The sequence below is a fragment of the Microbulbifer maximicatervae (SeqCode) genome (genome assembly GCF_052467695.1).
Map to the genome: position 1 here is coordinate 1,246,608 of NZ_CP174320.1, position 25,424 is coordinate 1,272,031.

General features: G+C 47.8%; 23 protein-coding genes. 6 read left to right on the top strand and 17 right to left on the bottom strand.

Going from position 1 to position 25,424, the window contains the following annotated elements:
• Positions 1-11 precede the first annotated feature (11 nt).
• Positions 12-1,973, top strand: a complete 1,962-nt coding sequence (locus tag ACJJI8_RS05360; RefSeq protein WP_413663782.1) for an alpha/beta hydrolase family protein — start codon at positions 12-14, stop codon at positions 1,971-1,973.
• Positions 1,974-2,511: 538 nt separating this feature from the next.
• Here the strand turns inward: ACJJI8_RS05360 and metF are convergent.
• From metF to ACJJI8_RS05380, 4 genes are all read right to left on the bottom strand, one after another.
• Positions 2,512-3,351 carry a methylenetetrahydrofolate reductase [NAD(P)H] gene (gene metF / locus ACJJI8_RS05365; protein ID WP_413663783.1) on the bottom strand — a complete coding sequence of 280 codons (840 nt, stop codon included), beginning with the start codon at positions 3,349-3,351 and terminating at the stop codon, positions 2,512-2,514.
• A 64-nt stretch (positions 3,352-3,415) separates the two neighbouring features.
• Complete coding sequence (ahcY, locus tag ACJJI8_RS05370) at positions 3,416-4,792, bottom strand: adenosylhomocysteinase (protein ID WP_369974263.1); 1,377 nt, start codon at positions 4,790-4,792, stop codon at positions 3,416-3,418.
• Positions 4,793-4,899: 107 nt separating this feature from the next.
• Positions 4,900-6,120 (bottom strand): methionine adenosyltransferase, encoded by a 1,221-nt coding sequence (gene metK, locus ACJJI8_RS05375; protein WP_282930687.1) that lies wholly within the window; start codon positions 6,118-6,120, stop codon positions 4,900-4,902.
• Between the two features lie 72 nt (positions 6,121-6,192).
• A complete protein-coding gene (locus tag ACJJI8_RS05380) occupies positions 6,193-7,149 on the bottom strand; it encodes a metalloregulator ArsR/SmtB family transcription factor (RefSeq protein ID WP_108734975.1) in 957 nt (318 codons plus the stop codon).
• A 258-nt stretch (positions 7,150-7,407) separates the two neighbouring features.
• Here ACJJI8_RS05380 and tkt point away from each other — a divergent pair, with 258 nt between their 5' ends.
• Together tkt and gap are read left to right on the top strand one after the other, a co-directional pair.
• Entirely contained in the window at positions 7,408-9,408 is a 2,001-nt protein-coding gene (gene tkt, locus ACJJI8_RS05385; protein ID WP_444934474.1) for a transketolase, read from the top strand.
• A 109-nt stretch (positions 9,409-9,517) separates the two neighbouring features.
• Positions 9,518-10,522: a type I glyceraldehyde-3-phosphate dehydrogenase gene (gene gap, locus ACJJI8_RS05390; RefSeq protein WP_444934475.1), complete on the top strand. Its 1,005-nt coding sequence runs from the start codon at positions 9,518-9,520 to the stop codon at positions 10,520-10,522.
• 43 nt (positions 10,523-10,565) lie between these two features.
• Here gap and ACJJI8_RS05395 read toward each other — a convergent pair whose 3' ends face one another.
• From ACJJI8_RS05395 to ACJJI8_RS05410, 4 genes are all read right to left on the bottom strand, one after another.
• Complete coding sequence (locus ACJJI8_RS05395; protein WP_444934476.1) at positions 10,566-12,164, bottom strand: YncE family protein; 1,599 nt, start codon at positions 12,162-12,164, stop codon at positions 10,566-10,568.
• Between the two features lie 133 nt (positions 12,165-12,297).
• On the bottom strand, positions 12,298-13,248 hold the full coding sequence (locus ACJJI8_RS05400) for an IS5 family transposase (protein WP_444932661.1): 951 nt from the start codon (positions 13,246-13,248) through the stop codon (positions 12,298-12,300).
• Between the two features lie 55 nt (positions 13,249-13,303).
• Positions 13,304-14,152 (bottom strand): hypothetical protein, encoded by an 849-nt coding sequence (locus ACJJI8_RS05405; protein ID WP_444934477.1) that lies wholly within the window; start codon positions 14,150-14,152, stop codon positions 13,304-13,306.
• A 1,116-nt stretch (positions 14,153-15,268) separates the two neighbouring features.
• Positions 15,269-16,411: an aminopeptidase gene (locus ACJJI8_RS05410; protein WP_444934478.1), complete on the bottom strand. Its 1,143-nt coding sequence runs from the start codon at positions 16,409-16,411 to the stop codon at positions 15,269-15,271.
• Between the two features lie 71 nt (positions 16,412-16,482).
• On the opposite strand from ACJJI8_RS05410, the gene ACJJI8_RS05415 reads away from it, so the two are divergent.
• Both ACJJI8_RS05415 and ACJJI8_RS05420 read left to right on the top strand, forming a co-directional pair.
• Positions 16,483-16,716 carry a hypothetical protein gene (locus ACJJI8_RS05415; RefSeq protein ID WP_413663788.1) on the top strand — a complete coding sequence of 78 codons (234 nt, stop codon included), beginning with the start codon at positions 16,483-16,485 and terminating at the stop codon, positions 16,714-16,716.
• A 110-nt stretch (positions 16,717-16,826) separates the two neighbouring features.
• Positions 16,827-17,000 carry a DUF3149 domain-containing protein gene (locus ACJJI8_RS05420; protein ID WP_282930681.1) on the top strand — a complete coding sequence of 58 codons (174 nt, stop codon included), beginning with the start codon at positions 16,827-16,829 and terminating at the stop codon, positions 16,998-17,000.
• Positions 17,001-17,311: 311 nt separating this feature from the next.
• Here ACJJI8_RS05420 and tatC read toward each other — a convergent pair whose 3' ends face one another.
• The 8 genes from tatC to ubiE form a co-directional block, all read right to left on the bottom strand.
• On the bottom strand, positions 17,312-18,061 hold the full coding sequence (gene tatC, locus ACJJI8_RS05425) for a twin-arginine translocase subunit TatC (protein WP_413663789.1): 750 nt from the start codon (positions 18,059-18,061) through the stop codon (positions 17,312-17,314).
• On the bottom strand, positions 18,058-18,651 hold the full coding sequence (gene tatB / locus ACJJI8_RS05430) for a Sec-independent protein translocase protein TatB (protein ID WP_282930679.1): 594 nt from the start codon (positions 18,649-18,651) through the stop codon (positions 18,058-18,060). The genes tatC and tatB overlap by 4 nt, the downstream gene beginning before the upstream one ends.
• A gap of 29 nt (positions 18,652-18,680) precedes the next feature.
• Positions 18,681-18,944 carry a Sec-independent protein translocase subunit TatA gene (gene tatA, locus ACJJI8_RS05435; protein ID WP_444892350.1) on the bottom strand — a complete coding sequence of 88 codons (264 nt, stop codon included), beginning with the start codon at positions 18,942-18,944 and terminating at the stop codon, positions 18,681-18,683.
• Positions 18,945-19,032: 88 nt separating this feature from the next.
• On the bottom strand, positions 19,033-19,365 hold the full coding sequence (locus ACJJI8_RS05440) for a phosphoribosyl-ATP diphosphatase (RefSeq protein WP_282930677.1): 333 nt from the start codon (positions 19,363-19,365) through the stop codon (positions 19,033-19,035).
• A gap of 7 nt (positions 19,366-19,372) precedes the next feature.
• A complete protein-coding gene (gene hisI / locus ACJJI8_RS05445) occupies positions 19,373-19,765 on the bottom strand; it encodes a phosphoribosyl-AMP cyclohydrolase (protein WP_282934621.1) in 393 nt (130 codons plus the stop codon).
• Positions 19,766-19,816: 51 nt separating this feature from the next.
• Positions 19,817-21,427 carry a ubiquinone biosynthesis regulatory protein kinase UbiB gene (gene ubiB / locus ACJJI8_RS05450; RefSeq protein WP_444934479.1) on the bottom strand — a complete coding sequence of 537 codons (1,611 nt, stop codon included), beginning with the start codon at positions 21,425-21,427 and terminating at the stop codon, positions 19,817-19,819.
• A gap of 2 nt (positions 21,428-21,429) precedes the next feature.
• On the bottom strand, positions 21,430-22,059 hold the full coding sequence (locus ACJJI8_RS05455) for a ubiquinone biosynthesis accessory factor UbiJ (RefSeq protein ID WP_413663791.1): 630 nt from the start codon (positions 22,057-22,059) through the stop codon (positions 21,430-21,432).
• A gap of 55 nt (positions 22,060-22,114) precedes the next feature.
• Complete coding sequence (ubiE, locus tag ACJJI8_RS05460) at positions 22,115-22,864, bottom strand: bifunctional demethylmenaquinone methyltransferase/2-methoxy-6-polyprenyl-1,4-benzoquinol methylase UbiE (RefSeq protein ID WP_108734987.1); 750 nt, start codon at positions 22,862-22,864, stop codon at positions 22,115-22,117.
• Positions 22,865-22,987: 123 nt separating this feature from the next.
• Here ubiE and ACJJI8_RS05465 point away from each other — a divergent pair, with 123 nt between their 5' ends.
• A complete protein-coding gene (locus tag ACJJI8_RS05465) occupies positions 22,988-23,800 on the top strand; it encodes a CHAD domain-containing protein (RefSeq protein ID WP_444934480.1) in 813 nt (270 codons plus the stop codon).
• 55 nt (positions 23,801-23,855) lie between these two features.
• Here ACJJI8_RS05465 and ACJJI8_RS05470 read toward each other — a convergent pair whose 3' ends face one another.
• Positions 23,856-25,418, bottom strand: coding sequence for an alkaline phosphatase (locus ACJJI8_RS05470; RefSeq protein WP_444934481.1), 1,563 nt, complete (start codon positions 25,416-25,418; stop codon positions 23,856-23,858).
• Positions 25,419-25,424 lie beyond the last annotated feature (6 nt).

A 25,424-nucleotide genomic window follows, 5' to 3' on the forward strand; every position in this document is an offset into this window, starting at 1 on the left:
GTAAACACCAGATGAATAAACTTAATTACAATATTTGTATATATTTCTCACTACTAACAACACTCTTATTTTCATCGGTCTCTCAGGCCAACTCCCCCTACCCTCTAGAGTATTGGGCACTTCGAGATGTAATAAGAAATGTAGAAATATCTCCTGACGGAAAGCACCTGGCATTAATTAAAATACCAACTAAGGACGGATCTCCAATAATTGAAATCTATGATACAAATTCAATGGAGAAAACGCCCTATAGAGTCAATTCTGACCCAATGGAAATCACACGATTCTATTGGGCCTCAAATGACGTAATAATCATGAACCTCCGACAACAAGTCAGAAAAAAAATCGATGGATTTAACCAGGGGGTCTATGAAGGAATTATTGCATCTCTGGATATTAAAAAGAAAAAATTGAAAAAATATGATCACATGGGGGCAAGAGTAGAGCATCTACTACCAGAAAAGAAAAATAAAATTATATATTCATTTTTTCCGGGCGGGGATAACAATAAGATAAAAGAGGCATTTAGACCACAAACATATTATGAATTAGATCTAAAAACTGGAAGTAAAAAACTTATTTTGCGCGGAAAGCTTGCTCTAGGGGCGGTAGAATTTGATGGGAAGGGAAACCCCTGGCTAGCTAGGGGCTTTGATATTTCCGAGGGTGAATATGTTTGGTATGAAAGAGTAACAAATAAAAAAGAATGGCAAGAAATTTATAGGCTTAGTGAAGACAGTTTTGAGACATTTGAAGTAAATGGCTTCGACGAAAAAAATCCAGAAATTTTTTTCGTAAGAGCAAATAACGGAAAAGATAAAGTAGGCCTTTGGGAATTCAATATTGCCAAAAAGAAATTTTCTGAAGCAATATACTTAAGAAACGATGTAGATATCGCTGGAGTTACTTACCATAGTAATAAATGGACAAATCCAGATACTATAGCGGGTGTATATTACTATAAAGATGGGGTGAAAACTGAATATTTAGACCCCATCAGTTCTGCAATGGCCAACCAAATACAAGGAGTTATACCTAATTCAGAATTCACAAGAATAACTAGCAGAGATCGATCCGGAAACTCTCTGATTATTACAAACACTGGTTCTCATGATCCCGGTTCATTCTATTTATTACATAAAGGAAAACTGAGAAAAATTGGTAGCCGCCAACCTCTACTCGAAGCAGACCAGCTTTCAGAAGTACGTTATATTGAGTATAAATCCCGTGATGGTAAAAATATACCTGCATACCTGACCATACCAAATGGAGAACCTCCTTTCCCTGCTGTCGTAATGCCACATGGAGGACCTTTTGTATCCGAAGTGGTAATTTATGACGAGTGGGCGCAAATGTTGGCTAACAACGGCTACTTAGTGCTCCAACCACAATACCGAGGCTCAATGGGGTATGGAATGGAGCACTACAAATCTGCATTTAAGGATGGCGGTCAGGGTGGCCACAAAATGCAGGATGACAAAGATGATGGGATGCTCTATTTAGTCGATGAAGGACTTGCAGACCCTAAACGAATGGCAATTTTTGGTTGGTCATATGGTGGTTATGCAGCTCTTATTGCTGCGAGTAGAGAGGATCAAATATACCAGTGTGCCATTGCTGGAGCAGCAGTTTCAGACCCTCAAATGCAAGTGAATTACTATCGCTATCGTATGCGAGGAGCTCAGAAAGAGGAACAGCTCACCATGTGGGGAGATAGTATATCCCCGATAGAACACGCTGCCGATGTAAATATTCCCTTGCTAATTATTCATGGAAGTGTAGATCAGCGCGTACCATTGATTCATGCAGAGAAGTATAGAAAGGCCCTAGATAAGCACGAAAAAGATTATAAGTACCTTGTACTAGAAGGTGCCGATCATTTCTCAAATACACTTTTCTTTAACCATCAAAAAGATCTTTTTGAGTCAATGATTAGCTACTTAAATGAGGATTGTAATTTAGCAAAAAAATAAATTCGTAGATACGAGGCCACTCATTATCTAGTGGCCTCCTCTTTTTTAGATATACGAAACCGATCTCATTACAATTGATGATAAAGCCTAGTCTCAAATAATTAAATTCTTTTAAGTCGAAAAGATAAAATCCATCATTGCACAATAGCTGGAGCAGCTGTTCCAGCCACCTTAATGCAAATGAACTAATATCGCTATCGTATACGTACGAAATGTGGGTAGACTGCATTTCGCTACTGGAACATGCAAAATATGTAAACATCCCACTTCTACTAATCCATTTCTGTGTAGACCAGTACGCGCCACCAATTCACGCGAAAAATACCGCAAGGCGCTAGAAAAATATATAGTAAAGACTCAAAATATATTGAACTAGATGGTGCAGATCGCTTTCAGATACTTTTTTCTTCGAGCATCAAAATAAACTGTTTGAGTCAATGATCTCTTACTTTAAGGATAAATAAGGCCCTCAAGACCTCTAGTATTTTGATAGTTTTTTAGATTTTTGCCCGAATTTTATCGGGCCTAAATCTATATTTTATTCTAAAGAAATGCTCAACGCCCTTAAAATTTCAGCGCTCATACCAGCCTGATTCATGGTATAGAAGTGCAGGCCTGGCGCTCCTCCCTCTAACAAAGTTTCGCAGAGATCAGTCACTACTTCCAATCCAAGCTTTCGAATATCATCAGAATTACGATAGCTTTCCATACGTTTAACCAACCATCTTGGGATTTCTGCACCACAATTGCGAGAGAAACGCACAAGGTTAGCAAAATTAGCTATAGGCATAATACCGGGGTAAATAGGCGCGTCTATGCCAGCCTTCTCACACTGATCAATGAAATAAAAATAAGAATCTGGATTATAGAAATACTGGGTAAGAGCACTATTGGCCCCCGCCTCGAACTTGCCTTTAAGATAACGTATATCATCATCATAGCTATTCGACTCAGGGTGTATCTCAGGGTATGCAGCTACTTCAAGATGAAATTGATCACCAGTATGTCGGCGAATAAAAGCGACTAATTCATTCGCATAAACCAGTTGCGCCACCGCCCCCATGCCCGATGGCATATCACCACGCAGTGCAACTATTCGATTAATTCCCGCCTCTTCATATTCATTTAACAAACCCAGTATGGTCTCTTCATTGTCACCACCAAACGATAAATGAGGGGCAATGGAAATACCATCACGTCGCATATTGGTCACAATACTCGACGTTGTATCTCTCGTGGTGCCACCAGCACCATAGGTAACAGAAAAAAATTCAGGATTAAATGCCTGGAGCGCTTCGCGAGTTTTGTATAGCTTCTCGCGACCCTCTGGCGTTTTTGGAGGGAAAAATTCGAAACTTATGCGAATGGAGTCTTTCATTATATTTCTCCAACCCCGCACAATTCAGGTGCCGGCGATACCGGCACCTTTTAGTTAGGGGTGATTAGTACTTATAACTTTCAGGTTTGAACGGACCTTCAACTGAAACACCGATATAGTTAGCTTGTTGCTCGGTCATACGGGTAATAACACCACTAAAACCCTCAACCATATAGCGTGCAACTTCTTCATCCAGGTGCTTAGGCAGCACTTTTACATACAGCGCTGAAGTTTTTTGATCTGCCGGTAAGTCAGCAAACTTTTCTTTGAACAAATGGATCTGGGCGAGAACCTGGTTGGCAAAAGAGCCATCCATGATGCGACTCGGATGGCCAGTAGCGTTGCCGAGGTTTACCAGGCGGCCTTCAGACAGCAGCAGCAAGTGATCATTGGTTTCGCTATTGCGAACCACCTTATGTACCTGCGGCTTAACTTCCTGCCACTCCCAGTTTTCACGCATAAAGGCGGTGTCGATTTCATTATCGAAGTGACCAATATTACAAACCACCGCGCCACTCTTCAGGGCGGAAAGCATGTGGGCATCGCAAACGTTTACGTTGCCAGTTGTAGTAACGATCAGGTCTGTATTGGCCAGCAGCTGTTTGTTAATACCCTCAGCGGTACCAGTATTAACGCCGTCGATGTAGGGGGAAACCAGCTCGAAGCCGTCCATACAAGCCTGCATCGCACAGATCGGGTCCACTTCAGAAACTCGTACGATCATGCCTTCCTGGCGCAGGGATGCTGCGGAACCTTTACCTACGTCGCCGTAACCAATAACCAGCGCTCGCTTACCAGAGAGCAAGTGGTCAGTGGCGCGCTTGATGGCGTCGTTGAGACTGTGGCGACAGCCATATTTGTTGTCGTTCTTGCTCTTGGTCACAGCGTCATTGACGTTGATCGCAGGAATCTTCAGGGTGCCTTCGCGCAGCATATCCTGCAGGCGGTGTACGCCAGTGGTGGTCTCTTCACTCACACCGTGGCAAGCATCGAGAAGTTGCGGGTATTCGCGGTGCAGCAATTCGGTGAGGTCGCCACCGTCATCCAAAATAATATTGGGTTGCCAGCCGGCAACATCGGCACCAATAGTGCGCTCAAGGCACCACTCGTATTCTTCTTCAGTTTCACCTTTCCAGGCAAATACGGGGATTCCGCGCGCAGCAATGGCAGCAGCGGCGTGGTCCTGGGTGGAGAAAATATTACAGGAGGACCAGCGAACTTCAGCCCCCAGTGCGACCAGAGTTTCAATCAGCACTGCAGTCTGGATTGTCATGTGGATACAGCCCATGATACGGGCACCCGCCAGCGGCTGCTCTGCGCGGTATTTCTCACGCAGGGTCATCAGTGCCGGCATTTCACCTTCTGCAATTTCAATTTCACGGCGCCCCCACTCGGCCAGGGAAATGTCTGCGATTTTGTAATCTTTAAATTCAGTGCTCATTTGATTCATCGTTTTTGAGTCCAAAAATTATCTGCTTGCCGAGTGGTACCCAGCATATTTTGTGTGCCCGCGCTTTTGGCGCAGGCATGAATATTTATTTCTGAAACTTAGAGGCCGGCTTGGGAGCGAAGCGCATCCGCCTTGTCGGTTTTTTCCCATGGGAAAGCAGTAAAGCTCTCACTGCGTTCCTGGCCATTGCTGTCGATCCAGTTGTAAGTGTGGGTAAACGGATCGCGACCAAAGTGACCATAAGCTGCGGTCAACTGATACATCGGGTGCAACAGGTCGAGGGATTTGGAGATGGCGTAAGGACGCAGGTCAAAGTTTTCACGCACCAGCTCTACCAGCTTATCCTCTGGTACCAAACCGGTTCCAAAAGTATTAATTGCTACGGAAGTCGGCTCGGCGACACCGATGGCGTAGGAAACCTGAATCTCACAGCGCTTGGCCAAGCCTGCAGCGACAATGTTCTTAGCCACATAGCGACCTGCGTAAGCGGCAGAGCGGTCAACCTTAGAGGGGTCCTTACCGGAAAACGCACCGCCGCCATGGCGAGCGGAGCCACCGTAAGTATCGACGATAATCTTGCGCCCGGTGAGACCGCAGTCCCCAACTGGCCCGCCAATAACAAAGTTGCCCGTCGGGTTGATATGGAACTTGGTGTCTTTATGCAGCCATTCCAGCGGCAAGGTGTTGTGAACAATCAACTCCATCACTGCATCGCGCAGATCTTTTTGGCTGACATCCGGGTTGTGCTGAGTTGAAAGAACAACCGCATCGATCGCACAGGGGCGACCCTGTTCGTCGTAACGGAAGGTCAGCTGGCTTTTTGCATCGGGACGCAACCAGGGAAGCAGACCGGATTTACGCACTTCAGCCTGACGCTCAACCAGACGGTGGGAATAGTAGATCGGTGCAGGCATAAAGGTGGGGGTTTCGTTGGTCGCATAACCAAACATTAACCCCTGGTCCCCAGCACCCTGGTCTTCCGGCTTAGCGCGGTCTACACCCTGTGCGATATCCACAGATTGTTTACCGATCACATTGATAACACCACAGGTCTCACCGTCATAACCCACGTCAGAAGAGGTGTAGCCGATATCGGTGATAACTTTACGCACCAGCTCTTCCAGGTCTACCCAGGCAGAGGTGGAAATCTCGCCGGCAATAACTGCAATACCGGTTTTCACCAGGGTTTCACAGGCTACCCGCGCCTGCTTGTCACGGGCCAGTAGAGCATCCAATACAGCATCGGAAATCTGGTCGGCAATTTTATCCGGGTGCCCCTCAGATACGGATTCTGAGGTAAACAGTCTGTATTCACTCATTTTGAGGTCTCCATTGTCCCGCCGCAGCGGTTGAATATCTTTTAACTTCAGGCTGTGCCTGACAAACCCCCGTCAGGGCTTAATAAACTCTCTTATCTGGATCTGAAAGCCATTGCGCAGGGCGCTGTAAATACTGCGCCCATCTTGCAAGCCGGCAGTCGCGGCCCAGTCACTCAACTGCTCTGGAGCAAAACCCAGCCATAAATCTCCGCAGGCCTCTCTGGCCCAGTCCTGGCTGTGTTCCTGCAATTCTGCAATTAAAAGCTGCCCGCCCTTTTTTAGGGCGCCGTGCAAATCATGAAAAATTTGTGCCGGGTCAGGAGTGTGGTGGAGCACCATGTTCACCACGATGGTGTCGGCACTGGCCGGCCGTGCCGCAGCAGCGCGAGTATCGCTACAGACAAACTCGATATTTTTAATACCCTGTTCATCGGCAAAAGATTGGGCCCGCTCCAACATTGCAGAAGACAGATCCAGTGCTGTCACTGTCGCGAAACGCTGAGCCAACTCCTGTAGAAATTCACCTTCTCCAGGCCCAACTTCCAAGGCATGACGACCAGGTTTGAGCAGCTGAGCCACCTGTGGTCCGTATACGTCATAGCTGGCAATCAATTCCTGCTGCTCGCGAAAGCGGTTGCCGTAATCGGCAAAGAAACGTCGCGATGCTTCCGCTCTCTCTTCAGAAATCCGGGATACCGCCTGCACCCGCACATCGGCCAGAGGCAAATGATCCAGGTTTGTAAATAGCTGTGCCAGCAGTGGAGTAGCTGCAGTGCGCCGGTAGAAAAGGTTATTACCTTCGCGGTGCTTGTTTACCAGACCTGCCTGGGCGAGCACTTTCAAGTGATGACTCAGGGCCGGTTGGCGCAAATCAAAGATTCGGCACAGCTCTAAAACACTGTAAGAATCCTGGCTAAGCAGGCGCAATATTTCGAGCCGCAGGGGATCTCCGGCGGCTTTCAGGGTCAAGGCCAGCTGAGGAATTGCCTCGGCTGGACTCAGTTCGGGTGCTGGCTCATTTTCAGACATGGGGCGAAGTCTAGCAGGGGAGCACACCTATATCAAAATGTTTTGATATAGCTTTATTAAATATTTTTGATATAGATGTTAATGGCGCCGCCTAATGCATAGAATTAGAAGTTTGTTGCTGCACTCAACAACAAATCCCCCACCAAAGCTTTGCGCGGGGCCGCCCTTTACGGGAAAATACGCCACCATTTTGTTGTTGCGGGAATCTGCCGGCAGAGCAGCGCCGCACCCTAGCTAAGAAACCAGAGAGCTCTTCTTATGTCTTCTACTCCCTCTCGCGCTGAAAAGGCCAACGCCATTCGCGCCCTGTCCATGGACGCGGTCCAGAAAGCCAAAAGCGGCCACCCCGGTGCGCCCATGGGTATGGCGGATATCGCCGAGGTGCTGTGGAATGACTACTTAAAGCACAACCCGGCCAACCCCAGCTGGGCCGATCGCGACCGCTTTGTACTGTCCAATGGTCACGGCTCCATGCTGCTTTATTCCCTGCTGCACCTGTCCGGCTATGATCTGCCGATTGAAGAGCTGCAGAATTTCCGCCAACTGCATTCCAAAACTCCGGGCCACCCCGAATACGGTTATGCCCCTGGTGTAGAAACCACCACCGGCCCACTGGGCCAAGGCATCACCAACGCTGTTGGTATGGCAATGGCAGAAAAGATAATGGGTGCCCAGTTCAATCGCCCCGGCTACGAACTGGTAGACCATCACACCTATGTATTCCTGGGCGATGGCTGCCTGATGGAAGGTATCTCCCACGAAGCCTGCTCCCTGGCCGGCACTCTGGGCCTGGGCAAGCTGGTCGCCTTCTATGACGACAACGGCATCTCCATTGATGGTGAAGTGGAAGGCTGGTTCACCGACGACACGCCCAAGCGCTTTGAATCCTACGGCTGGCACGTAATCCCCAATGTGGATGGCCACGATTCCGCCGCTATCAAAGCCGCTATTGAAGAAGCTCGCTCTGTTACTGATAAGCCCACCATTATTTGCTGCAAAACCGTGATCGGCTTCGGCTCCCCGAACAAACAGGGGCGCGAAGAGTGTCACGGTGCACCGCTGGGTGACGAAGAGATCGCCCTGGTTCGCGAAACCCTCGGTTGGGCCCACGGCCCATTTGAAATCCCCGAAGATATCTACACTGGCTGGGATGCCAAAGCCAAAGGTGAAGCCCAGGAAGACGAGTGGAAAGATATCCTGGCCGATTACCGCGAAGAATTCCCGGAGCTGGCAGCCGAATTTGAGCGCCGCATGAGCGGTGAACTGCCCGCAGATTTCCTCAGCAAAGCAGATGAGTACATCAAAGCCTGCCAGGAAAATGCAGAGAAGATCGCCTCTCGTAAAGCCAGCCAAAACGCTTTGAATGCCTACGGCCCGCTGCTGCCCGAATTCCTCGGCGGCTCCGCCGACCTGGCTGGCTCCAACCTCACTATCTGGTCAGGCTCCAAAGGCGTCAGCGCCGAGGATGCCTCCGGCAACTACATCTATTACGGTGTGCGCGAATTCGGCATGAGCGCCATTATGAATGGTATCGCTCTGCACGGTGGTTTCGTGCCCTACGGCGCTACCTTCCTGATGTTTATGGAATACGCCCGCAATGCTGTGCGCATGGCCGCACTGATGAAGCAGCGTGTGGTCTTTGTCTACACCCACGACTCTATTGGCCTGGGAGAAGACGGCCCGACTCACCAGCCGGTAGAACAGCTCAGCGCCTTGCGCGCCACTCCGAACCTGCACACTTGGCGTCCCTGTGACGCCACTGAATCCGCAGTGAGCTGGAAGATGGCTATCGCGCGCAAAGAAGGCCCTAGCACTATGGTCTTTAGCCGTCAGGGCCTGGCTCCTCAAGACCGCGACAGCGTACAGCTGGCTCAGATTGAGCGTGGTGGATATGTACTGTCCGACTGCGAAGGTGCTCCTGAAGCCATTATTATTGCCACTGGCTCCGAGGTAGAGCTGGCGATGGCGGCCCAGGAAAAACTGGTTGGCAAGAAAGTTCGCGTTGTTTCCATGCCCTGTGCCGAGTTGTTTATGGAGCAGGAAGAGGCTTATCGTGAGTCCGTACTGCCTTCTTCTGTACGTGCACGAGTAGCGGTAGAAGCGAGCCACAAAGACTACTGGTATAAGTTTGTCGGTTTCGATGGCGCTATTATCGGTATGGAAACCTTTGGCGAATCTGCCCCTGCCGGCGACTTGATGCGCTACTTTGGTTTCACTGTGGACAATGTGGCTGAAGCGGTAGAAAAACTGCTGAAGTAATACTGTTCTCTCCACTGAATATCATTTAGGTATCAACCCCCTGCGGCACTGGCTCAGCGCCGCGCGGGGACGCTGAGCTGACATTTTTTCTCCTGCCTGAAGTTGTGCTATGACCACTAGAATTGCCATCAATGGCTACGGCCGTATCGGCCGCTCCGTTTTACGCGCACTCTATGAGTCTGGCGCCCGCGATAGCTTACAAATAGTCGCCATCAATGAACTGGCTGACTGCGACACCATTGCACACCTGACAAAGTACGACTCTGTCCACGGCCGCTTCTCAGGCGAAGTTTCCGTGCATAAAGATGTCCTTGTGGTTAACGGAGATTCTATTGCCGTAACTCATTACGAGCAGTTAGAAGATCTGGATTGGCGACGGGATCAGGTAGATATCGTACTGGAATGCACCGGCAGCTTTAAGCAGCGACAAGGCGCGGAGTTGCACCTTACCGCAGGAGCCAAGAAAGTATTGTTTTCCCAACCCGCCAGCCGGGATGTCGATGCCACGATTGTTTACGGGGTGAACGACCATATTTTGACGGGCAAGGAACGGGTAATTTCGGCAGCCTCCTGCACGACTAATTGCAGTGTGCCAGTTATCGCCGCCCTGGATAAAGCCTTCGGCATTGAGGCCGGGGTCATTACCACTATTCACTCTGCGATGAACGATCAACCGGTAAGTGATGCCTATCACCATACTGATTTGAGAAAAACGCGTTCAGCGATAACCTCTGTTATCCCAGTTGATACGGCTTTGGCACGCGGTATTGAGAGAATACTACCCAATCTGGCAGGTAAATTTGAAGCCCAGGCCCTACGCGTTCCCACAGTCAATGTTTCTGCTATCGATTTATCAGTCTCACTACAAAGAGAAGTAAGTCGGGAAGATATTAATGCTTTATTAAAATCAGCTTCTGAGTCTGAGTTTAATGGTGTACTTGGCTTCACCCAAGAACCCCTCGCATCCTGTGACTTTAATCACGACCCCCGTTCGGGGATTATTGATGCAGGCCAAACTCGTGTAGCGGGGAATCGCTTAGCCAAGATTCTGATTTGGTTTGATAATGAATGGGGATTTGCCAATCGGATGTTGGATGTAGCGAAAATCTTATGAAAGTAATAGAGGGGTTACCCCCCTATTACTTCATTTTTAAAGCCTATTTAGAAATAGTTACTTCATCAGAATCTTCAGTTAAATCAAAGCTATGTTGAATAATTTTATATTTAGATGAACCTATAAGCTGATTTTCAGAGGTAAAACCAATATCAAAAACTGAGGAGATTTGAGATGCAGAGCACTCAGATGTTATCGGGTCAAGCTTTAGTAGCCTGCGAGCAACAACATATATACTGGCGTCAAATTCATTGAAAATAACCTGATCTAAACCCTCATAAGGATTCAGATAATCATCTCCATAAATCGAATTACATTTTTCAGAAAGAATTTTCCTATCACCCGAATCAATATTAACCTCGAAGACAACCCCCAAAGTATCATCTGACACATAAGCAGTGTTTTTTGATTTATCTATATCAATTCCAAGTATAGCTTCAAAACCCTCCCCTTCGCCTTTAACTTCACTCTTGGATATTAGTGAGCGCGTTCCGCTATTCAGATCTATCGCTATTATTGCATCGGGATAATTAACCGCGAATAATCGATTACCATCATTATCCAAGGCCGCACTTTTTAGTTCATAGATCAGAGGGCCAGTGGCTATAGAATTATCGGTTAAAACTTTAAACTCTTCGTCTTCAATATGCTTTTTTAAAATTTTATCGTTAAATATGAGATAGATAAAATTTGATTCTCGATCAAAAAAAACATCTTCTATTTTTAAATAACCATAATCATCTTCATCAGGATAAAGTTCCGCTAAAACCTCTCTATCAGAAGTATTAAGATTAACCTTATACAACCTCGCAGGATTACCAGAGTCAGTGCCAAATAGTGTATTACTCTCTACATCAAGATCAATCTCAGAAACAAAACCCAAAGGAGGTCCTGAACCTAGACCATTGGTAATAAGAGTTGACATTAACCCACTATCAATATCTATTTCTTTTATAGTATCAAAAGCTCTCCCAACAAGACTATTATTTCTTGCATTAAACTGTAGCCCCCATAGTGAGTGAACTAGAAATTTTTCATTAACAGCTTGCAAAGCTATACTTAAAACCTCATGTCCATCCACAAGAGAAATGGCTTTAAGATATTTATCTACTAAATAGTAAACCAAATTATTTTCTTCTGCATAAGTGAAGCTTAGAAATCCATCTTCTTCTAAATTAAAATATTTGAGATAACTATCGCCATCAAAAGACAGCAGCCCCATACTTAAATCTCTATTATTTCGAAAATAATAGTTATTTAATATAAGTAACCCATGAGGAGTATACCTAATAGATACAGGGGCAATATTCAGACCATCAATAAGAGCATTATTTACAACGACCTCAATTGCCGAGGAATTTGGTGCTAACTTGACGAGCTTATGTTCAATTTCTTCCCGTGAATTAAGATCATTAGGGATAGCCTGATAAGCAAAATAAATAGAATCTTCAGAAGAAGAATAAGTAAAATTATTTCGACCATTATAATTTAAATACCAGTTATCCGTATCGTACCCCAGAAGATAGTTTTTCACTACATCTATATTACCACTTCCCATATCAATAGAGTAAATGGTGGCAATATATTGATGGCTATCGTCATTTTCTATGATAGATACGGCATTTAAGGACCCTCTGATCAACGAAGCATTTTTCTAGAATTAAGCTACACTGCTTGAAAAATTCACTTTATTACGCTCAAACGCGTAATTTTCGCGTAATAGTCCCCTAATTTTTCATCTGAAATCCTCAATAGGCGGATTTCAGGCGCCCCCCCTAGGTAGCCAAGTATTTTCTCCCTATTAATAAGTTGGTAAAGCCTGCCAGTAAGCACAGCCTCTCAGTATTTTTTACCAGTCCCCGATAGCGGACCTTGTCATAACCAAATACCTGTTTGATGTAGCGGAAGGGGTGCTCGACCTTCGCTCTTATCTGCGCCTTGATCTTTTCCGCTTTACGGAGTGCATCACGCCCTGGAAGAGTTTTTAGCTTGCTCGGCTTCATTGCTATATACCAATCCGCCTCCCGCTCTTTCAACTCTTCACGTTTCTCCGCACCAATGTACCCAGAGTCTCCCCAGATTCTTTTCTCCTCCCCGTGGAGAACTCGCTCTGTGGTTGTGACATCATGCGAATTCGCTGCTGTTGTATCTATGCTATGTATTACTCCGAGCACATCATCAACCCCGATATGCATTTTCATCCCAAAATGCCATTGATTGCCTTTCTTTGTTTGATGCATTTCCGGATCACGTTCTTTCTTTTCATTCTTAGTTGAAGTTGGCGCAGAGATAATAGTGGCATCTACAATCGTGCCTTCACGCAGTACCATGCCATTCTCAGCAAGATGTTTGTTGATTTCATCAAAAAGAGCTGCACCTAGCTGATTGAGCTCCAGTAAGTGGCGAAAGTTAAGAATCGTTGTTTCATCGGGAATTGGGCTACTCAAAGTCAATCCAGCAAAACTACGCATGGATTCAATTTCATACAGTGCATCTTCCATAGCGGGATCACTGAGATTGTAAAATAGCTGCATGCAATGAATACGAAGCATGACACTCAATGGATATGGCTGTCGGCCACGTTTGCCTTGTGGGTAACAAGGAGTGATCTGAGCTTCTAGTCGCTGCCATGGGATGAGGATTTCCATTTGAGAAAGAAACTTCTCTCGCCGAGTTATACGGCGCTTTAGCTTATATTCTGCTTCGGCAAAGGTGACTTGGTGCATGATTCATCGTAGTCTTGATGGGTAGGTGAATATTACCAAATTGACTCAGAATTATTCAGAGGTTCCTTAAATTCCCACTATTTGGATTATAGAAAAAAGCATCAAATTCTTCTTGAATTTCAAGTGGTATAACCTTTCTCTCCCTAGAACTTATATTATAAATGACTAAATTAAATTTATCATATCCATACTCTCTAACGATATATGCAAGTTCGTTACCTTCTGAATTAATCACAAAATAATTAGGAATTTGAGAATCATCAAATGTAATTTGAGACTTATCGGCATATTGGTCAAAATTACCTAAAGAATCCAGGCTAGAAACTGTTATTTCTGTATCAGTTTCTTTACTGACCTGCACCCAAGCAGACCATTTGTAACTATTTAAAATCTCATCTGAAGAATTTTCACTAGTATATTTTTTTAAATCCGCTTCTACACCATTAACAACTATTGAAGTAACTTCATGTTTATCCGTTATAACTCCGCTAGTAAAAACCCAGTTATTTGCCGTTTTAGACTTATTCCACGGAAATATGATTTTGGCTATTGGAGGAGAGTGGTCCCCTGTATCTTTAATTTCTACACTGATTGTACAGTTTTCAAAAATTGATTCTATTTCATATTTAAGCTCCTCAAGATCACCATCACAACCGCTTATATCACTGATAATATGTCCTGGCTCAACAGAAATATTAAAAGTAGCCCGGCTTCCCTTTTGAAGAGTAATTGTTTCTGGTTCTATAGTGCCATTGCCGTCTATAATAGTAGATATAGTAAAATCTTGTATAACTGGCACATCCTCTTTGCTGGTTTTATCCCCACTTCCACCACCGCTGCAAGCAGCTAGAGCCCATATAAAAATAAAAGCAAAAAATAATTTTTGAAAATACTGCAAACTCATATGAATCAATTGAATTCCGTTTAAAAATACTAATGTTTTCCAATTTTAGGCTTAGACTCCCAAAAAATGATCACACTATAGTGCTAAATGAGCTGACTGAGCCTAAAAGAACAATATCAGATAAAAGACCTCAATGGGCATAACTATTACGCTCCATCTATCGCACTACGGTTTGATCCGCGAAATAAGATATCTCTCGCGAACTTATTATTTGCAACCCTTATGGTACCTTGAGTACCCTAGACACTACAAAGGTGATAAAGAGCTTCTTGATACATCAAGCTTAAATTTCCCAAGAAAAAATATATTAACCACCTGCTGAAGAGCTGTAAATCTCACATAAAACACTGGTCAATTGCTACTTAAGCAGAGTACAAACTCGATTTTCTTTTCAATGATTTACCATTAAATCGACAGATTTGACTGGAACCTTCAATTACTTTGAAAAAGCAAACATATAGTAAGCGGGCAGCTTCATAGATGGGAATAAAATTTTCCCAGAGCTCATTGATATTTACCGGAGACCGGCGATTGCTGATAAATATAGAGGTGGATCAATGAAATAGCGACACTATTTTTGGTTAAAATGGCTGTCTGGTTACATCAGTTAAGTAAAAATCCAAATTATTTCTCACTCATAGATTTTCAAACAAGAACAAGAACAAGAACAAGAACAAGAACAAGAACAAGAACAAGAACAAGAACAAGAAAAGTTAATTTGCATATTTTCAATTAACACAATATTAATCTTTTGAGGCGCCTCTTTTTAAAAGAAAGTGGAAACTTTCATGCCACCAAAAAATACTGACATATATTAGTAGGCATGATATACAATAAAAAGCTTTTAAAGTATAGAAAGTGCACTATAGAGATTTAGAAATAAACACTCAATTCCGTTTCTGCATACAGGTTTTGCTGACTTATTAACGAGAATAAATATCTACTGGCCTAACACCAGTGCATCTCTAACCCGAAGACCAAATACTTAAATTAGTAAAAATAAATAAAAGTGTCTATAGACGCTTAAATAGCGTAAAAATTATCGACTTTAATAGTATGAGACTACAGGATGACTTTTCACTCATACAGAAAATAATTTATTTATAACGAATAATTTCAAATTTGAGCGTCATTATGTATACAGGCCTCAGCATCAAAAACAACTACTTTGTTTTGTTCATTACTTGCCTGCCTATATTCAGCAGCCAACTGCAACAGGCTCTGCTCTCTATCTTCCTTGTCAAGCTCACCCAATCTTTCAGCCGCATTATAAAAATCTTCCCAACCATTACTATCAATATAAAGCTGACGAAAAGCTGGAACTAAAGATTCATATTCTGCAGCCAAAGCCAAAGTAGCATTATTGGTTTTCTCTATATAAGCCTGGTAGCGCGCGGGATAAGACCACTCTGCTGCCATACGCCAATAGCAACGCCTCAATCGACTCAGAATTTCCTCCTTTTCTTGGCGCTTTTCCTCGTCCGGCAAGTTGGATTGGTAGACTGGCTGAAGCTCTTTACGCGTCGCTGTCATTAACTGTCGTACCGCCAGTGCCTGAGCCTTAGTCTCCTCAGCAGAACTCGAGAGACCCTGGCTACGAAGCCAATCAGGTAAAGCAATTTCGGACACTGCTGTAGCAAAGCTCTCATTAAAGCGGGTATCACCCGGCACATAAACTCTTCTGTGGGCCAACTCATGAAATAAGAGCCCCGCTAGCCTCTCCGGTGTCCAATTCACAAAGCTTGATAACACAGGATCGTTAAACCAACCCAGGGTGCTATAGGCCGGAACGGCTCCCAGATAGACATCATAACCCTGGTTGCGCAGGCTATTTGCTTTGGCAATAGCCGCTGATTTGCGGAAGTAGCCCCTATAGCTAGCGCAACCGGCTATGGGGTAACACCATCGTTTGGGGCTCAGGGAAAACTCTGGTGCGGCCAAGACATTCCATATAGGGTACTCATCATCGAGCTGAACATAGGAGCTATAGGCTTGCCCCACTGGTAGTTTTAACTCCTGTGCTGCATAGGCACGGATCTCCTGAACGAGCTGTAATTGCTTCTGGAGTTGATCACTGGCATTGCCGTCTTGAACCAGCTCTTCAATCGGCTGCCGGGCAGAGAGTATCCGCAATTGACCGCTTGCAGCCTGGAAGTAATAGCCCGCAGTCTCGCACCCGTAGAGCCCTAACAATACTAATACGAGCAGCCAAACTCTGGGGCGCGCTAAAAACCTAAGATCAGAAATACTGATATACACTCTTTTTCCTATTAGTATTTTTCTTAGAGAAACCCACCAGTCAAACGATTCCATGTGCAAAAGGTTATTCCATGTCACCAGTGGCAGCCGTCTTAACAGTATTTGCGCTGGTTTTAGGTGCTGTTGCCTGGTTGCGACTGCTATTTATTGGTTTTAGTCGCGACCCCTTGTCGGGGCTGATAGCACTATTTATGCCACCTTTGGCGCTTTTGCTGCTTCTGCCTGACAGGCGAGAAAATAGTGATCTTTATTCTTTATGTGGCGCGTCCTTACTCTGCCTGCTAGCAGCCCTGACCCTGCGTTGACCAACCCGTCGTTCTTACAATAAGTCGATCCAGCTTGATTTAGGTCAAGAGATTTCCATTACAGCTCCCTAGACTGCATAGGTGAAGCATTAGCCTATTTGGAGAGAAAAATGGATGCTTTAATTGACCTGTTTACCAGCTTTTCTGGCCTTCTCAGCTTGGCCGTTATTGCCTTTATATTCCTGATGGCAGCGTTTTTCGTTCGCTTGGTTCGCAACAATGTTGAAAAAGCTGTTGCCGAGCAGGAACGCATCGCAGCACAAGCAACCGGTTCCAATAAATAGCTAGGCTTCCATCGTTGTTGTAAGCAACCAAGCACAAGCTAGTTTAGCGTTTATCTCTCGACCTGGTATCTAATAGCGGGCTTTCTACAGCCGGTAGGGTGGTCAACCTCCCTGCAGCTGGGAAATAACCGTGTCATCAAGCTTCTTGTCATGGAAGAGATGGAGTTGATGCTACTGAGAAGAGAGTGCGGCGTTGTACCCGTATAGCTAGCGCTCTCAGGTGAGTAACCCTATCGAGAGCGCAACTGCAATACCTCAAGCGCTGCCTGTGAAGCTAACCGCTGAAAACCCAGTGGTGACTTTTTTATATCTCAGGTAGCAGGCTTATCTTTGGGTGAAGACTTCATCCAACGCCCAAATAAAATGCCAATCTCAAACAATAGCCACATGGGGAAGGCCAATAAGGATTGGGAAATTATATCCGGCGGTGTCAGTAGCATCCCAATTAAAAAGCATCCCACAATCACATAAGGGCGCTTACTTGCCAGGGTCTTGGCATCCACTACCCCACTCCAGATCAGTAGGACTGTCGCAATAGGAATTTCAAAAGCAAAACCAAAAGCAAAAAAAAGCTTCAGCACCAGATCCAGATAACTGCGCATATCTGGCATTACCTTAATATCTTCTGGAGCAGTTCCAACAAAGAAATCAAAAAGAAGGGGAAAGACCACAAAATACGCAAATGCAATGCCGATATAAAAAAGTGCGACGCTACTAATTAATAATGGAATAGCAATACGTTTTTCATTTTTATACAGTCCCGGGGCAATAAATGACCAAACTTGGTAAAGCACAAAAGGGATTGCAATAAAAAAAGAAACTATAAAGGTCGTTTTGAACGGAGTAAGGAACGTGGAAGTCACCTCTGTAGCGATCATTCCAACATCACCCGCCAAACGCTCCTGTAGTGGGTGGGCAATAAAATTATAAATTTCAGACGCAAACGGCATCAAGCAGACAAATAAGACCAATACGACTAAGAGGATTCGCAGTAGGCGATCACGCAGTTCGATCAGGTGGTCGATAAAAGGCTGATGTTTATCTTGGGACTGATCGCTCATGACTGGCTATCTTTTTCCTGTTGCGATGTTTTCTTCTCGCCTTGTTTTTCTTCTTCATCTTCATCGATGTTTTCAGGATGGTCCGGGTTTAAATCCGGGTCCCCAAAATCATGCCAATGCTCCGGGTATTCCGGATCCTGTAACTCCTCGGCAGTTTCATCCTGTTCTGGCAAATAATCCTCCTGCTCTGCACGAGGATGAGCAGGTTCTTCTATCGCCTTTTCAGGCTTTGGTGCCTCAGGATGATTTACTCCAGCTGCCTGTTTTTCTACTGGTGTCCCTGCAACTTGTGGTTTTTCAGGCTGATTAAGCGCGTCGTGAACTTCCTTATTGGCTTCGCTAAAGGTTTGCTCCATCTCACGACGACTCTCCTCAATCTCACGCATAATGCGCTCGTTGTGAAGTTCACGCCGTATATCATCGGCTCCAACCTCTCGCTCCAATTCTTCGCGAGCACTATGTAAGGTCCGCTTCAAACCGGACCACCAGCGGGAAGTGGTACGCACCGCATCGGGCAGTCGCTCAGGGCCAACCACCAACAGGGCCACGGCAGCAACTACCAATAGTTCTAAAAAGCCGATATCAAACACAGAGTGACACTCGCCTTAGTCGTTGCCGATTATTTGTCCTGAGACTGTTTATCTTTATTTTTGACAGTACTGTCTTGGCCTGGCTTCTCTTCCTCATCGTGCTTGAGACGCTCGACATCTTTGTCTTCATCAGCATCCTTGGATTTGTCTTCATCCTTAACCGCTTTGCGGAAACCCTTAATTGCGCCACCCAGATCGCCTCCGAGGTTTTTCAAACGCTTGGTTCCGAACAGTAGTAAGACTATGACCAGGACAATCAACAACTGCCAGATACTAATTCCACCGAATCCCATAATTGTCTCCATTACATTCAATAGGATGGCTTGAGTTTCTTACCGGGCACTCCCGCCATCAGGGGTGGTGCCACAAGTGATTCAAATTTTACTTAGTTCGCGCAGCTTTCTCTTCCAGGCCAGAAAGACCAAATCGGCGCCCAAGCTCTCGAACCACGTCCTGAGAATCAGCGCCCAAGTGAGATAGCATGACCAGCGAGTGAAACCATAGGTCCGCTGTCTCGGCAACCAGGTCTCGATTATCGCCACTACTCTGTGCGTCTTTTGCTGCAAGAATAGCTTCAGTGGCTTCTTCACCGACTTTTTCCAAAATCTTGTTCAGGCCTTTGCTATGTAGACTGGCCACATAGGATTCAGAAGCATCACTGCTATTTTTACGGCTTTCCAACACCGCATCGAGCTGTTGCAGCACATCTTTCATAATTGTTTCACTTATAAATGGACTTCGGGTCCTGAATCACCGGCTGATTCACCTGCCACTCTTCATCTTGAAGGAGGTGATAGAAACAACTACTGCGTCCGGTATGACAGGCGATTCCACCTTCCTGCTCGACCAACATTAATACGGTGTCCCCGTCACAATCCAGGCGCAATTCACGCACCTTCTGCAGAAAGCCGGAGGTTTCTCCTTTGCGCCACAGGCCCTTGCGGGATCGGGACCAATAGACGGCGTAACCCTCACTGGCAGTGAGCGCCAGCGATTCCCGGTTCATCCAGGCCATCATCAACACCCGCCCGGTTTTGAAATCCTGGGCAATCGCAGGAACCAGGCCATCACTGTTCCAGCTGACTTTATCGAGAAAACCGGCCTTTGCTTGAATTTGAGTCAATGTCTAACAATCCTTAGAAGTTCCAGTGTAGGCCGAAGCGCCCTAGGGCCACAGCAGTAGCACTAGTGCAGCAACGCCCAGTACCCAACCAGTCGGCGGCAACTGAGCCAGCCATTCCGGTTTACTGACGGCGATGGCGCCAACGCCCAACACAACTCCGGCGACCCGCCGAATATATTGGCGCAAGCCTCGGCGTTGCGAGCCCGCCAACTGCTCGCCAATTACCTCTAACTGGGGCGCCAGTTCCCGCGACTGCTCCAGAGCTGAGTACACCAGCTGTGGCATCTGCGGGAATTTCTCAAGCCACTCCGGACCGTAGCGCTTTATCTCACCCACAATTGTTTTGGGGTGGATTCGATCGCGCATCCAGCGCTCTAAAAATGGATGAGCAGTCTTCCACAGATCCAGCTGCGGATAAAGCTGTCGACCCAAACCTTCGATATTCAACAGGGTCTTTTGTAACAGTACCAGCTGCGGCTGTACCGCCATATCGAATCGGCGCGCAGTCTGGAACAGACTGATCAACACCCGAGCGAAGGAAATCTCTCCCAGGGGTTTTTCAAAAATGGGCTCACAGACCGAGCGAATAGCGGACTCAAAGGCATTGATCGGCGTGTCGGAGCGAACCCAACCACTTTGCACGTGCAGCTCCGCCACCATACGGTAATCGCGGCGGAACATCGCCAGGAGATTGCGCGCCAAATAGTACTGGTCTTCCCGTGTCAGGCTACCGACGATTGCGGTATCAATCGCAATATATTGCGGGCGTTGCGGGTGCTCCCTGGAAACGAAAATGTTGCCCGGGTGCATATCCGCATGGAAGAAGTTGTACTCGAAGACCTGCTTAAAGAAGATCTCAACACCGCGCTCAGCCAGCCGCTGCATATTGGTGTCCTGGGCGCGAAGCTGGGCCAGGTCGGTGACCGGGATACCGTCGATACGCTCCAACACCAGGACATTTTCGCGGGTGTAATCCCAGTGCACTTCGGGGATATACAACAGTGGGGAGTTGGTAAAGTTGCGGCGGAGCTGGGTGCCGTTGGCCGCTTCACGAGTTAGGTCCAATTCACCTTCAATCGTGTGCCGATAGTCCTCAACCACCTCCACCGGGCGCATGCGGCGCCCTTCGGGCACAAAGCGTTCAATTCCACGGGCGATCACCCCCAGGAGTTTCAAATCTTCCTGGATTACCTCATCAATGCCCGGGCGCAGTACTTTGACGACTACCGATTCGCCGCTCTTTAATTCAGCCGCATGCACCTGTGCAACTGAAGCCGCTGCCAGTGGCTGCTGATCAAATTTGGCGAAGACCTCATCCACCTTGGCACCAAGGGCTTCTTCGATCAGAGCCGTGCACTGGTCACTGGGGAAGGGCGGCACCTTGTCCTGTAAATAATCTAATTGCTCGACAATATCTGGCGGTAGCAGGTCGGGACGAGTGGAGAGAAGTTGGCCGAATTTAACGAAAATGGGGCCCAGCTCTTCCAAGGCTCGGCGCAGCCTTTCGCCCCGTGGCATCTTGGGCTGCGGCAGCAACTTCACCGGAAGTAGCAATCCCCGCAACCACAGTGGGCGCTCCTCGGCTGGCAATAATTGATCGAGACGATAGCGCAGAAAAACCCGCGCAATTGTGAGACTTCGGCGAACAGGCAAAACTACTCGGCCTCCCTGCGGGAAAACTTTTCTTCCAGCAAGCGTACGCGCGCCTCGAGCCGTTCAGCAGCTAGAGAGGCCTCGGCCAGGTCTTCGACAAATGCTTCGAACTGGGCCTGGGGCGGGGTCAGCTGCCACTCCTCACTGATAGCCTCCGCCGCCACTTCAGGCGCCCGATTCAGGTTGCCTCCCAACCAGCGGGCAGCATCGCGCAGGACATTGCCAATTGAGTGGGCGGGAATATCGCCAACCACTTGTGCCAGCGGCGCTTCCCAATCGATATCCAAGTCACTCAAGATCCATTGCAGTTCTGCCAGCAGGGCACTGGAGCCGCTCACTGACACCCCCAATCCGGCAGGAGTTGCATCCGGGTCTTTGATCAGGCGTACAAAAGACAGCGCTGAGCCGCTCAATTGGGTGGTAACTTCCCCCTCCCAGTGCTGGCGCACCCGCACCTGGTCACCCTCGATACACAGGCAAAACTGTAGCTGCGGGGCGGTTAAATCCAGCGCCATGGTCTTTCCATCCAGTGCGGAAAGGCGCTCGCGTGTCGCCGGGTCATACTGGAGGGCAGCATTAATTGTGGTTTCCAGCGCGGCATCAAAGCCCGCGCGAAAAGTGGGGTCGCTCATGGCGGTTTACGGCCTCGTGCCTGCGCTCAGAGAAAAAATAGGCTTATGCAGTTTTTCAGGGCTTGATGCCCCGGTGCAAAGCGACAATTCCGCCGGTCATGTTGTGGAATTCACAATCGACAAAACCGGCATCCGCCATCATCCCCTTGAGGGTTTCCTGATCTGGATGCATACGGATACTCTCCGCCAGGTAGCGATAGCTGTCCGCATCATTGGCAACCAGTTTGCCCATAAATGGCAACAGGCGGAAAGAGTACTGATCGTAGACTTTCTCCAACAGCTTCGACTGGGGCTTGGAAAACTCCAGCACTAACAATCGGCCACCGGGTTTCAACACGCGCAACATAGAGCGCAGTGCCAGGTCCTTATCCGTGACATTGCGCAGGCCGAAAGCGATCGTGATGCAATCAAAGGTATTGTCCGGGAAGGGCAGGTACTGGGCATCCGCCTGCACCGGCACCACGTTGCCGGCGATTCCCCGGTCGAGCAGGCGATCGCGACCCACTCGCAACATCGATTCATTGATGTCCGCCAATACTACCTGGCCGCTGGCACCCACAATACGGGAGAAGCGCGCGGTGAGGTCACCGGTACCCCCGGCGATATCGAGAATACTTTGGCCCCGTCGGGCCCCGGATAATTCGATGGTGAAGCGCTTCCAGAGGCGGTGAACACCTCCAGACATCAAGTCGTTCATTACATCGTAACGGGCTGCTACAGAGTGGAACACTTCTGCCACACGACCGGCCTTTTCTTCCACCGGCACTTCCTGGTAGCCGAAGTGGGTGGTCTTGCGATCCTTCATGCTATGCCTGCTGAGCGAAAACTTTAAAAGGCCATTGTACATTGCCGGGGCCAGTGGGGCACCGCTTGAAATCAAGCAGAGCAGAAACCACTAAAATTTAGTGGGATCACCCGGGACTGTTCTATGAGCTACCAATTCCAATGTGACTCTCCTTTTCCCGAGCAAATCAAATCTATCGCCCAGGCAGAAGTAACGGCGGCAAACGGATACTTGCGCCACAACGGAGGGGAAACTGCCGTCCACGAACTACGCAAACGCTGCAAGAAAATTCGCGCGCTACTGCGCCTGGTCCGCCCACAAATCATTAGCACTTTTCAGCGTGAAAATACCCACTACAGAAAATTGGCAAACACTCTGGCCCACACCCGCGACCTCACAGCACTGCGCATCGCTTTACTGGGATTGGCACCACCACATCACTTTCACCGGTTACACCATCTCCTCGACGAACTGATCCAGGCAGAGCAAAACCACTCAGCAGTTCAAGAGGCATTGAAACTCCTCGATAGAGGTCAAATGAGAATTCCATCGTGGCCGCTTGAACAGCTCGGCTGGCATGATGCGGAAGCCGGTTACCTGCGCGGCTACCGAAAAGCCGCAAGCGCATGGCGTAAAGTACGCAGGCACAAAAATGCAAACCGCCTGCATCTATTGCGTAAAAGAGCCAAGGATCACTGGTACCAGAGCCGCTTATTGAGGAAGCGTTATCCGCTCACTGTGGGCGAGCGCTGCAAGTCACTAAAGGAGTTGGGAGAAGTTCTGGGTGACTGGCGTGATCTCCATTTGCTGGCACGGCTGGTAATCACTCAGGGAGACAAGCTGCAAAGTGAGTTTGGCACGGTGCTAAAAATTATCCGGCACCGACAAAGCCTACTAATGAAAAAGACCGAAGCACTCTGTGAGGCGCTCTTCTCCAAGCCTCAATTCAAGATCTGACCGGGGAAAGTGATGGTGTGGATGAACATGCCATCCACACCGACAGCTGATGGAATTACTGTTCCAATAATCCGCCAGCGCGCGCCATTACGTGAAACAGGAAGTTTTGTTCGTTGGTGCCGCTCACCAGGTGCGCACCCGGTCCGCGCGCCCAAACACCCACATCCTCACCGGCGTGGGATTCACTGCTCATGGGAACCAGGGCATCCTGCTGGTAATCCAGGGCAGCAGTATCTGTGCTCACCAGGCTCGGACGCGCTCCGCTATCACCGGCACTGTAGCCCGGGCCATTGGCATAGCTCAGAGTCGTGTAGGGCAGGCCATCTTCCGCCAGGGCATGAGAGGTTTCCGCTTCGCCATGGCCGTCATTGCCAATCACTTTACCGAGAATCGGGTTACCGCGAGTGGGGTAGCCGGCGATAGTCATCACGTGGCTGTGGTCCGCAGTAACAACAATCAGGGTGTCTTCTGCATTGGTATTATCCATGGCGTACTGAATCGCTTCGGCAAATTCTACCGCATCGGTCAGCGCACGATAGGCGTTGCCGGCGTGATGACCGTGGTCGATACGACCGGATTCCACCATCAGGAAGTAGCCGTCCTCATTTTTCTGCAGCATCTCGAGACCTTTAGCGGTCATCTCTGACAGGGAGGGCTCACCGGCTTTGTCGTCCTCGCGAACAGCCTCGAATTCCATATGTGAGGAATTAAACAGGCCGAACAACTTGTCAGTTGCGGAGGCGTCTACGGCTTCAAAAGCAGTGGTGTCTTCAACGTAGGCAATATTATTTACACCGTCGTCGTAACGGGCCTTCCACTCATCCACCAGGTTGCGCCCATCTTCACGGCGCCCTGCTTCACCTTCGATATCGGTAATATCGCTGGGCAGGAAGTTGCGACGGCCACCGCCCATCACCACATCGATACCATCACCGGCTTCAAACTCTATCAGTTGAGCGGCGATATCGGTGCAGCCATCCGGGGCTGCTTCCTCCCAGCCGCGCTCAGGCACCTTGGCATAAGTAGCCGCCGGGGTAGCGTGGGTGATACGCGCGGTGCTAATAATACCGGTGCTCTTGCCCAGGTCTTCAGCCAGCTCAATTGCCGTCGTCAGCGGGTACTCGAGGCTGGCAGCACAATCGCCGCGCGCAACATTTTCAGCAACACTCAATACACCCGCCTTGGTTTTTACACCAGTTACCAGTGCAGTCATGGTGCCGGCAGAATCCGGGGTTTGCTGGTTGGTGTTGTAGGTTTTGACCAGACCGGCAAACGGCATCTTCTCAAAGCTCAGCTGGTGTTCCTCACCATCGAGGCCCTGCTGCTGACCTGCCAGGATACGGGCGGCGGTCACTGTGGAGATCCCCATACCATCGCCAACGAACAGGATAATGTTCTTGGCGGCACCGGGGGTGTTGTTGATTTCTACAGAGCTCGCTTCTTCGATCGCCTGCTGGGCTTCCTGGAACCAGCTACTGTTGCTCTGAGCAGAGGAAACACCGACATGCTCCTCTTCGGGTAATTCCACTACGTCGTCAGAGTTTGAGTTATCGTCGCTACAGGCGGTGGCCAGTAGGGCGACAGAGAAAGCCAGTACTGTTTTCTTAAAATGTCTCATGGTGAA

Excerpts from the sequence above, each read along its gene's own strand:
- ACJJI8_RS05360 (WP_413663782.1), top strand. The coding sequence starts at position 12 with ATGAATAAACTTAATTACAATATTTGTATATATTTCTCACTACTAACA.
- ACJJI8_RS05455 (WP_413663791.1), bottom strand. The coding sequence starts at position 22,059 with ATGAGCGACCCCACTTTTCGCGCGGGCTTTGATGCCGCGCTGGAAACC.
- ACJJI8_RS05440 (WP_282930677.1), bottom strand. The coding sequence starts at position 19,365 with ATGAAAGATGTGCTGCAACAGCTCGATGCGGTGTTGGAAAGCCGTAAA.
- tatC (WP_413663789.1), bottom strand. The coding sequence starts at position 18,061 with ATGAGCGATCAGTCCCAAGATAAACATCAGCCTTTTATCGACCACCTG.
- ACJJI8_RS05400 (WP_444932661.1), bottom strand. The coding sequence starts at position 13,248 with ATGCACCAAGTCACCTTTGCCGAAGCAGAATATAAGCTAAAGCGCCGT.
- ACJJI8_RS05470 (WP_444934481.1), bottom strand. The coding sequence starts at position 25,418 with ATGAGACATTTTAAGAAAACAGTACTGGCTTTCTCTGTCGCCCTACTG.
- gap (WP_444934475.1), top strand. The coding sequence starts at position 9,518 with ATGACCACTAGAATTGCCATCAATGGCTACGGCCGTATCGGCCGCTCC.
- ACJJI8_RS05405 (WP_444934477.1), bottom strand. The coding sequence starts at position 14,152 with ATGAGTTTGCAGTATTTTCAAAAATTATTTTTTGCTTTTATTTTTATA.
- metK (WP_282930687.1), bottom strand. The coding sequence starts at position 6,120 with ATGAGTGAATACAGACTGTTTACCTCAGAATCCGTATCTGAGGGGCAC.
- metF (WP_413663783.1), bottom strand. The coding sequence starts at position 3,351 with ATGAAAGACTCCATTCGCATAAGTTTCGAATTTTTCCCTCCAAAAACG.
- ubiE (WP_108734987.1), bottom strand. The coding sequence starts at position 22,864 with ATGAAGGATCGCAAGACCACCCACTTCGGCTACCAGGAAGTGCCGGTG.
- ACJJI8_RS05380 (WP_108734975.1), bottom strand. The coding sequence starts at position 7,149 with ATGTCTGAAAATGAGCCAGCACCCGAACTGAGTCCAGCCGAGGCAATT.
- ACJJI8_RS05420 (WP_282930681.1), top strand. The coding sequence starts at position 16,827 with ATGGATGCTTTAATTGACCTGTTTACCAGCTTTTCTGGCCTTCTCAGC.
- ACJJI8_RS05465 (WP_444934480.1), top strand. The coding sequence starts at position 22,988 with ATGAGCTACCAATTCCAATGTGACTCTCCTTTTCCCGAGCAAATCAAA.
- ahcY (WP_369974263.1), bottom strand. The coding sequence starts at position 4,792 with ATGAGCACTGAATTTAAAGATTACAAAATCGCAGACATTTCCCTGGCC.
- tatA (WP_444892350.1), bottom strand. The coding sequence starts at position 18,944 with ATGGGATTCGGTGGAATTAGTATCTGGCAGTTGTTGATTGTCCTGGTC.
- tkt (WP_444934474.1), top strand. The coding sequence starts at position 7,408 with ATGTCTTCTACTCCCTCTCGCGCTGAAAAGGCCAACGCCATTCGCGCC.
- ACJJI8_RS05415 (WP_413663788.1), top strand. The coding sequence starts at position 16,483 with ATGTCACCAGTGGCAGCCGTCTTAACAGTATTTGCGCTGGTTTTAGGT.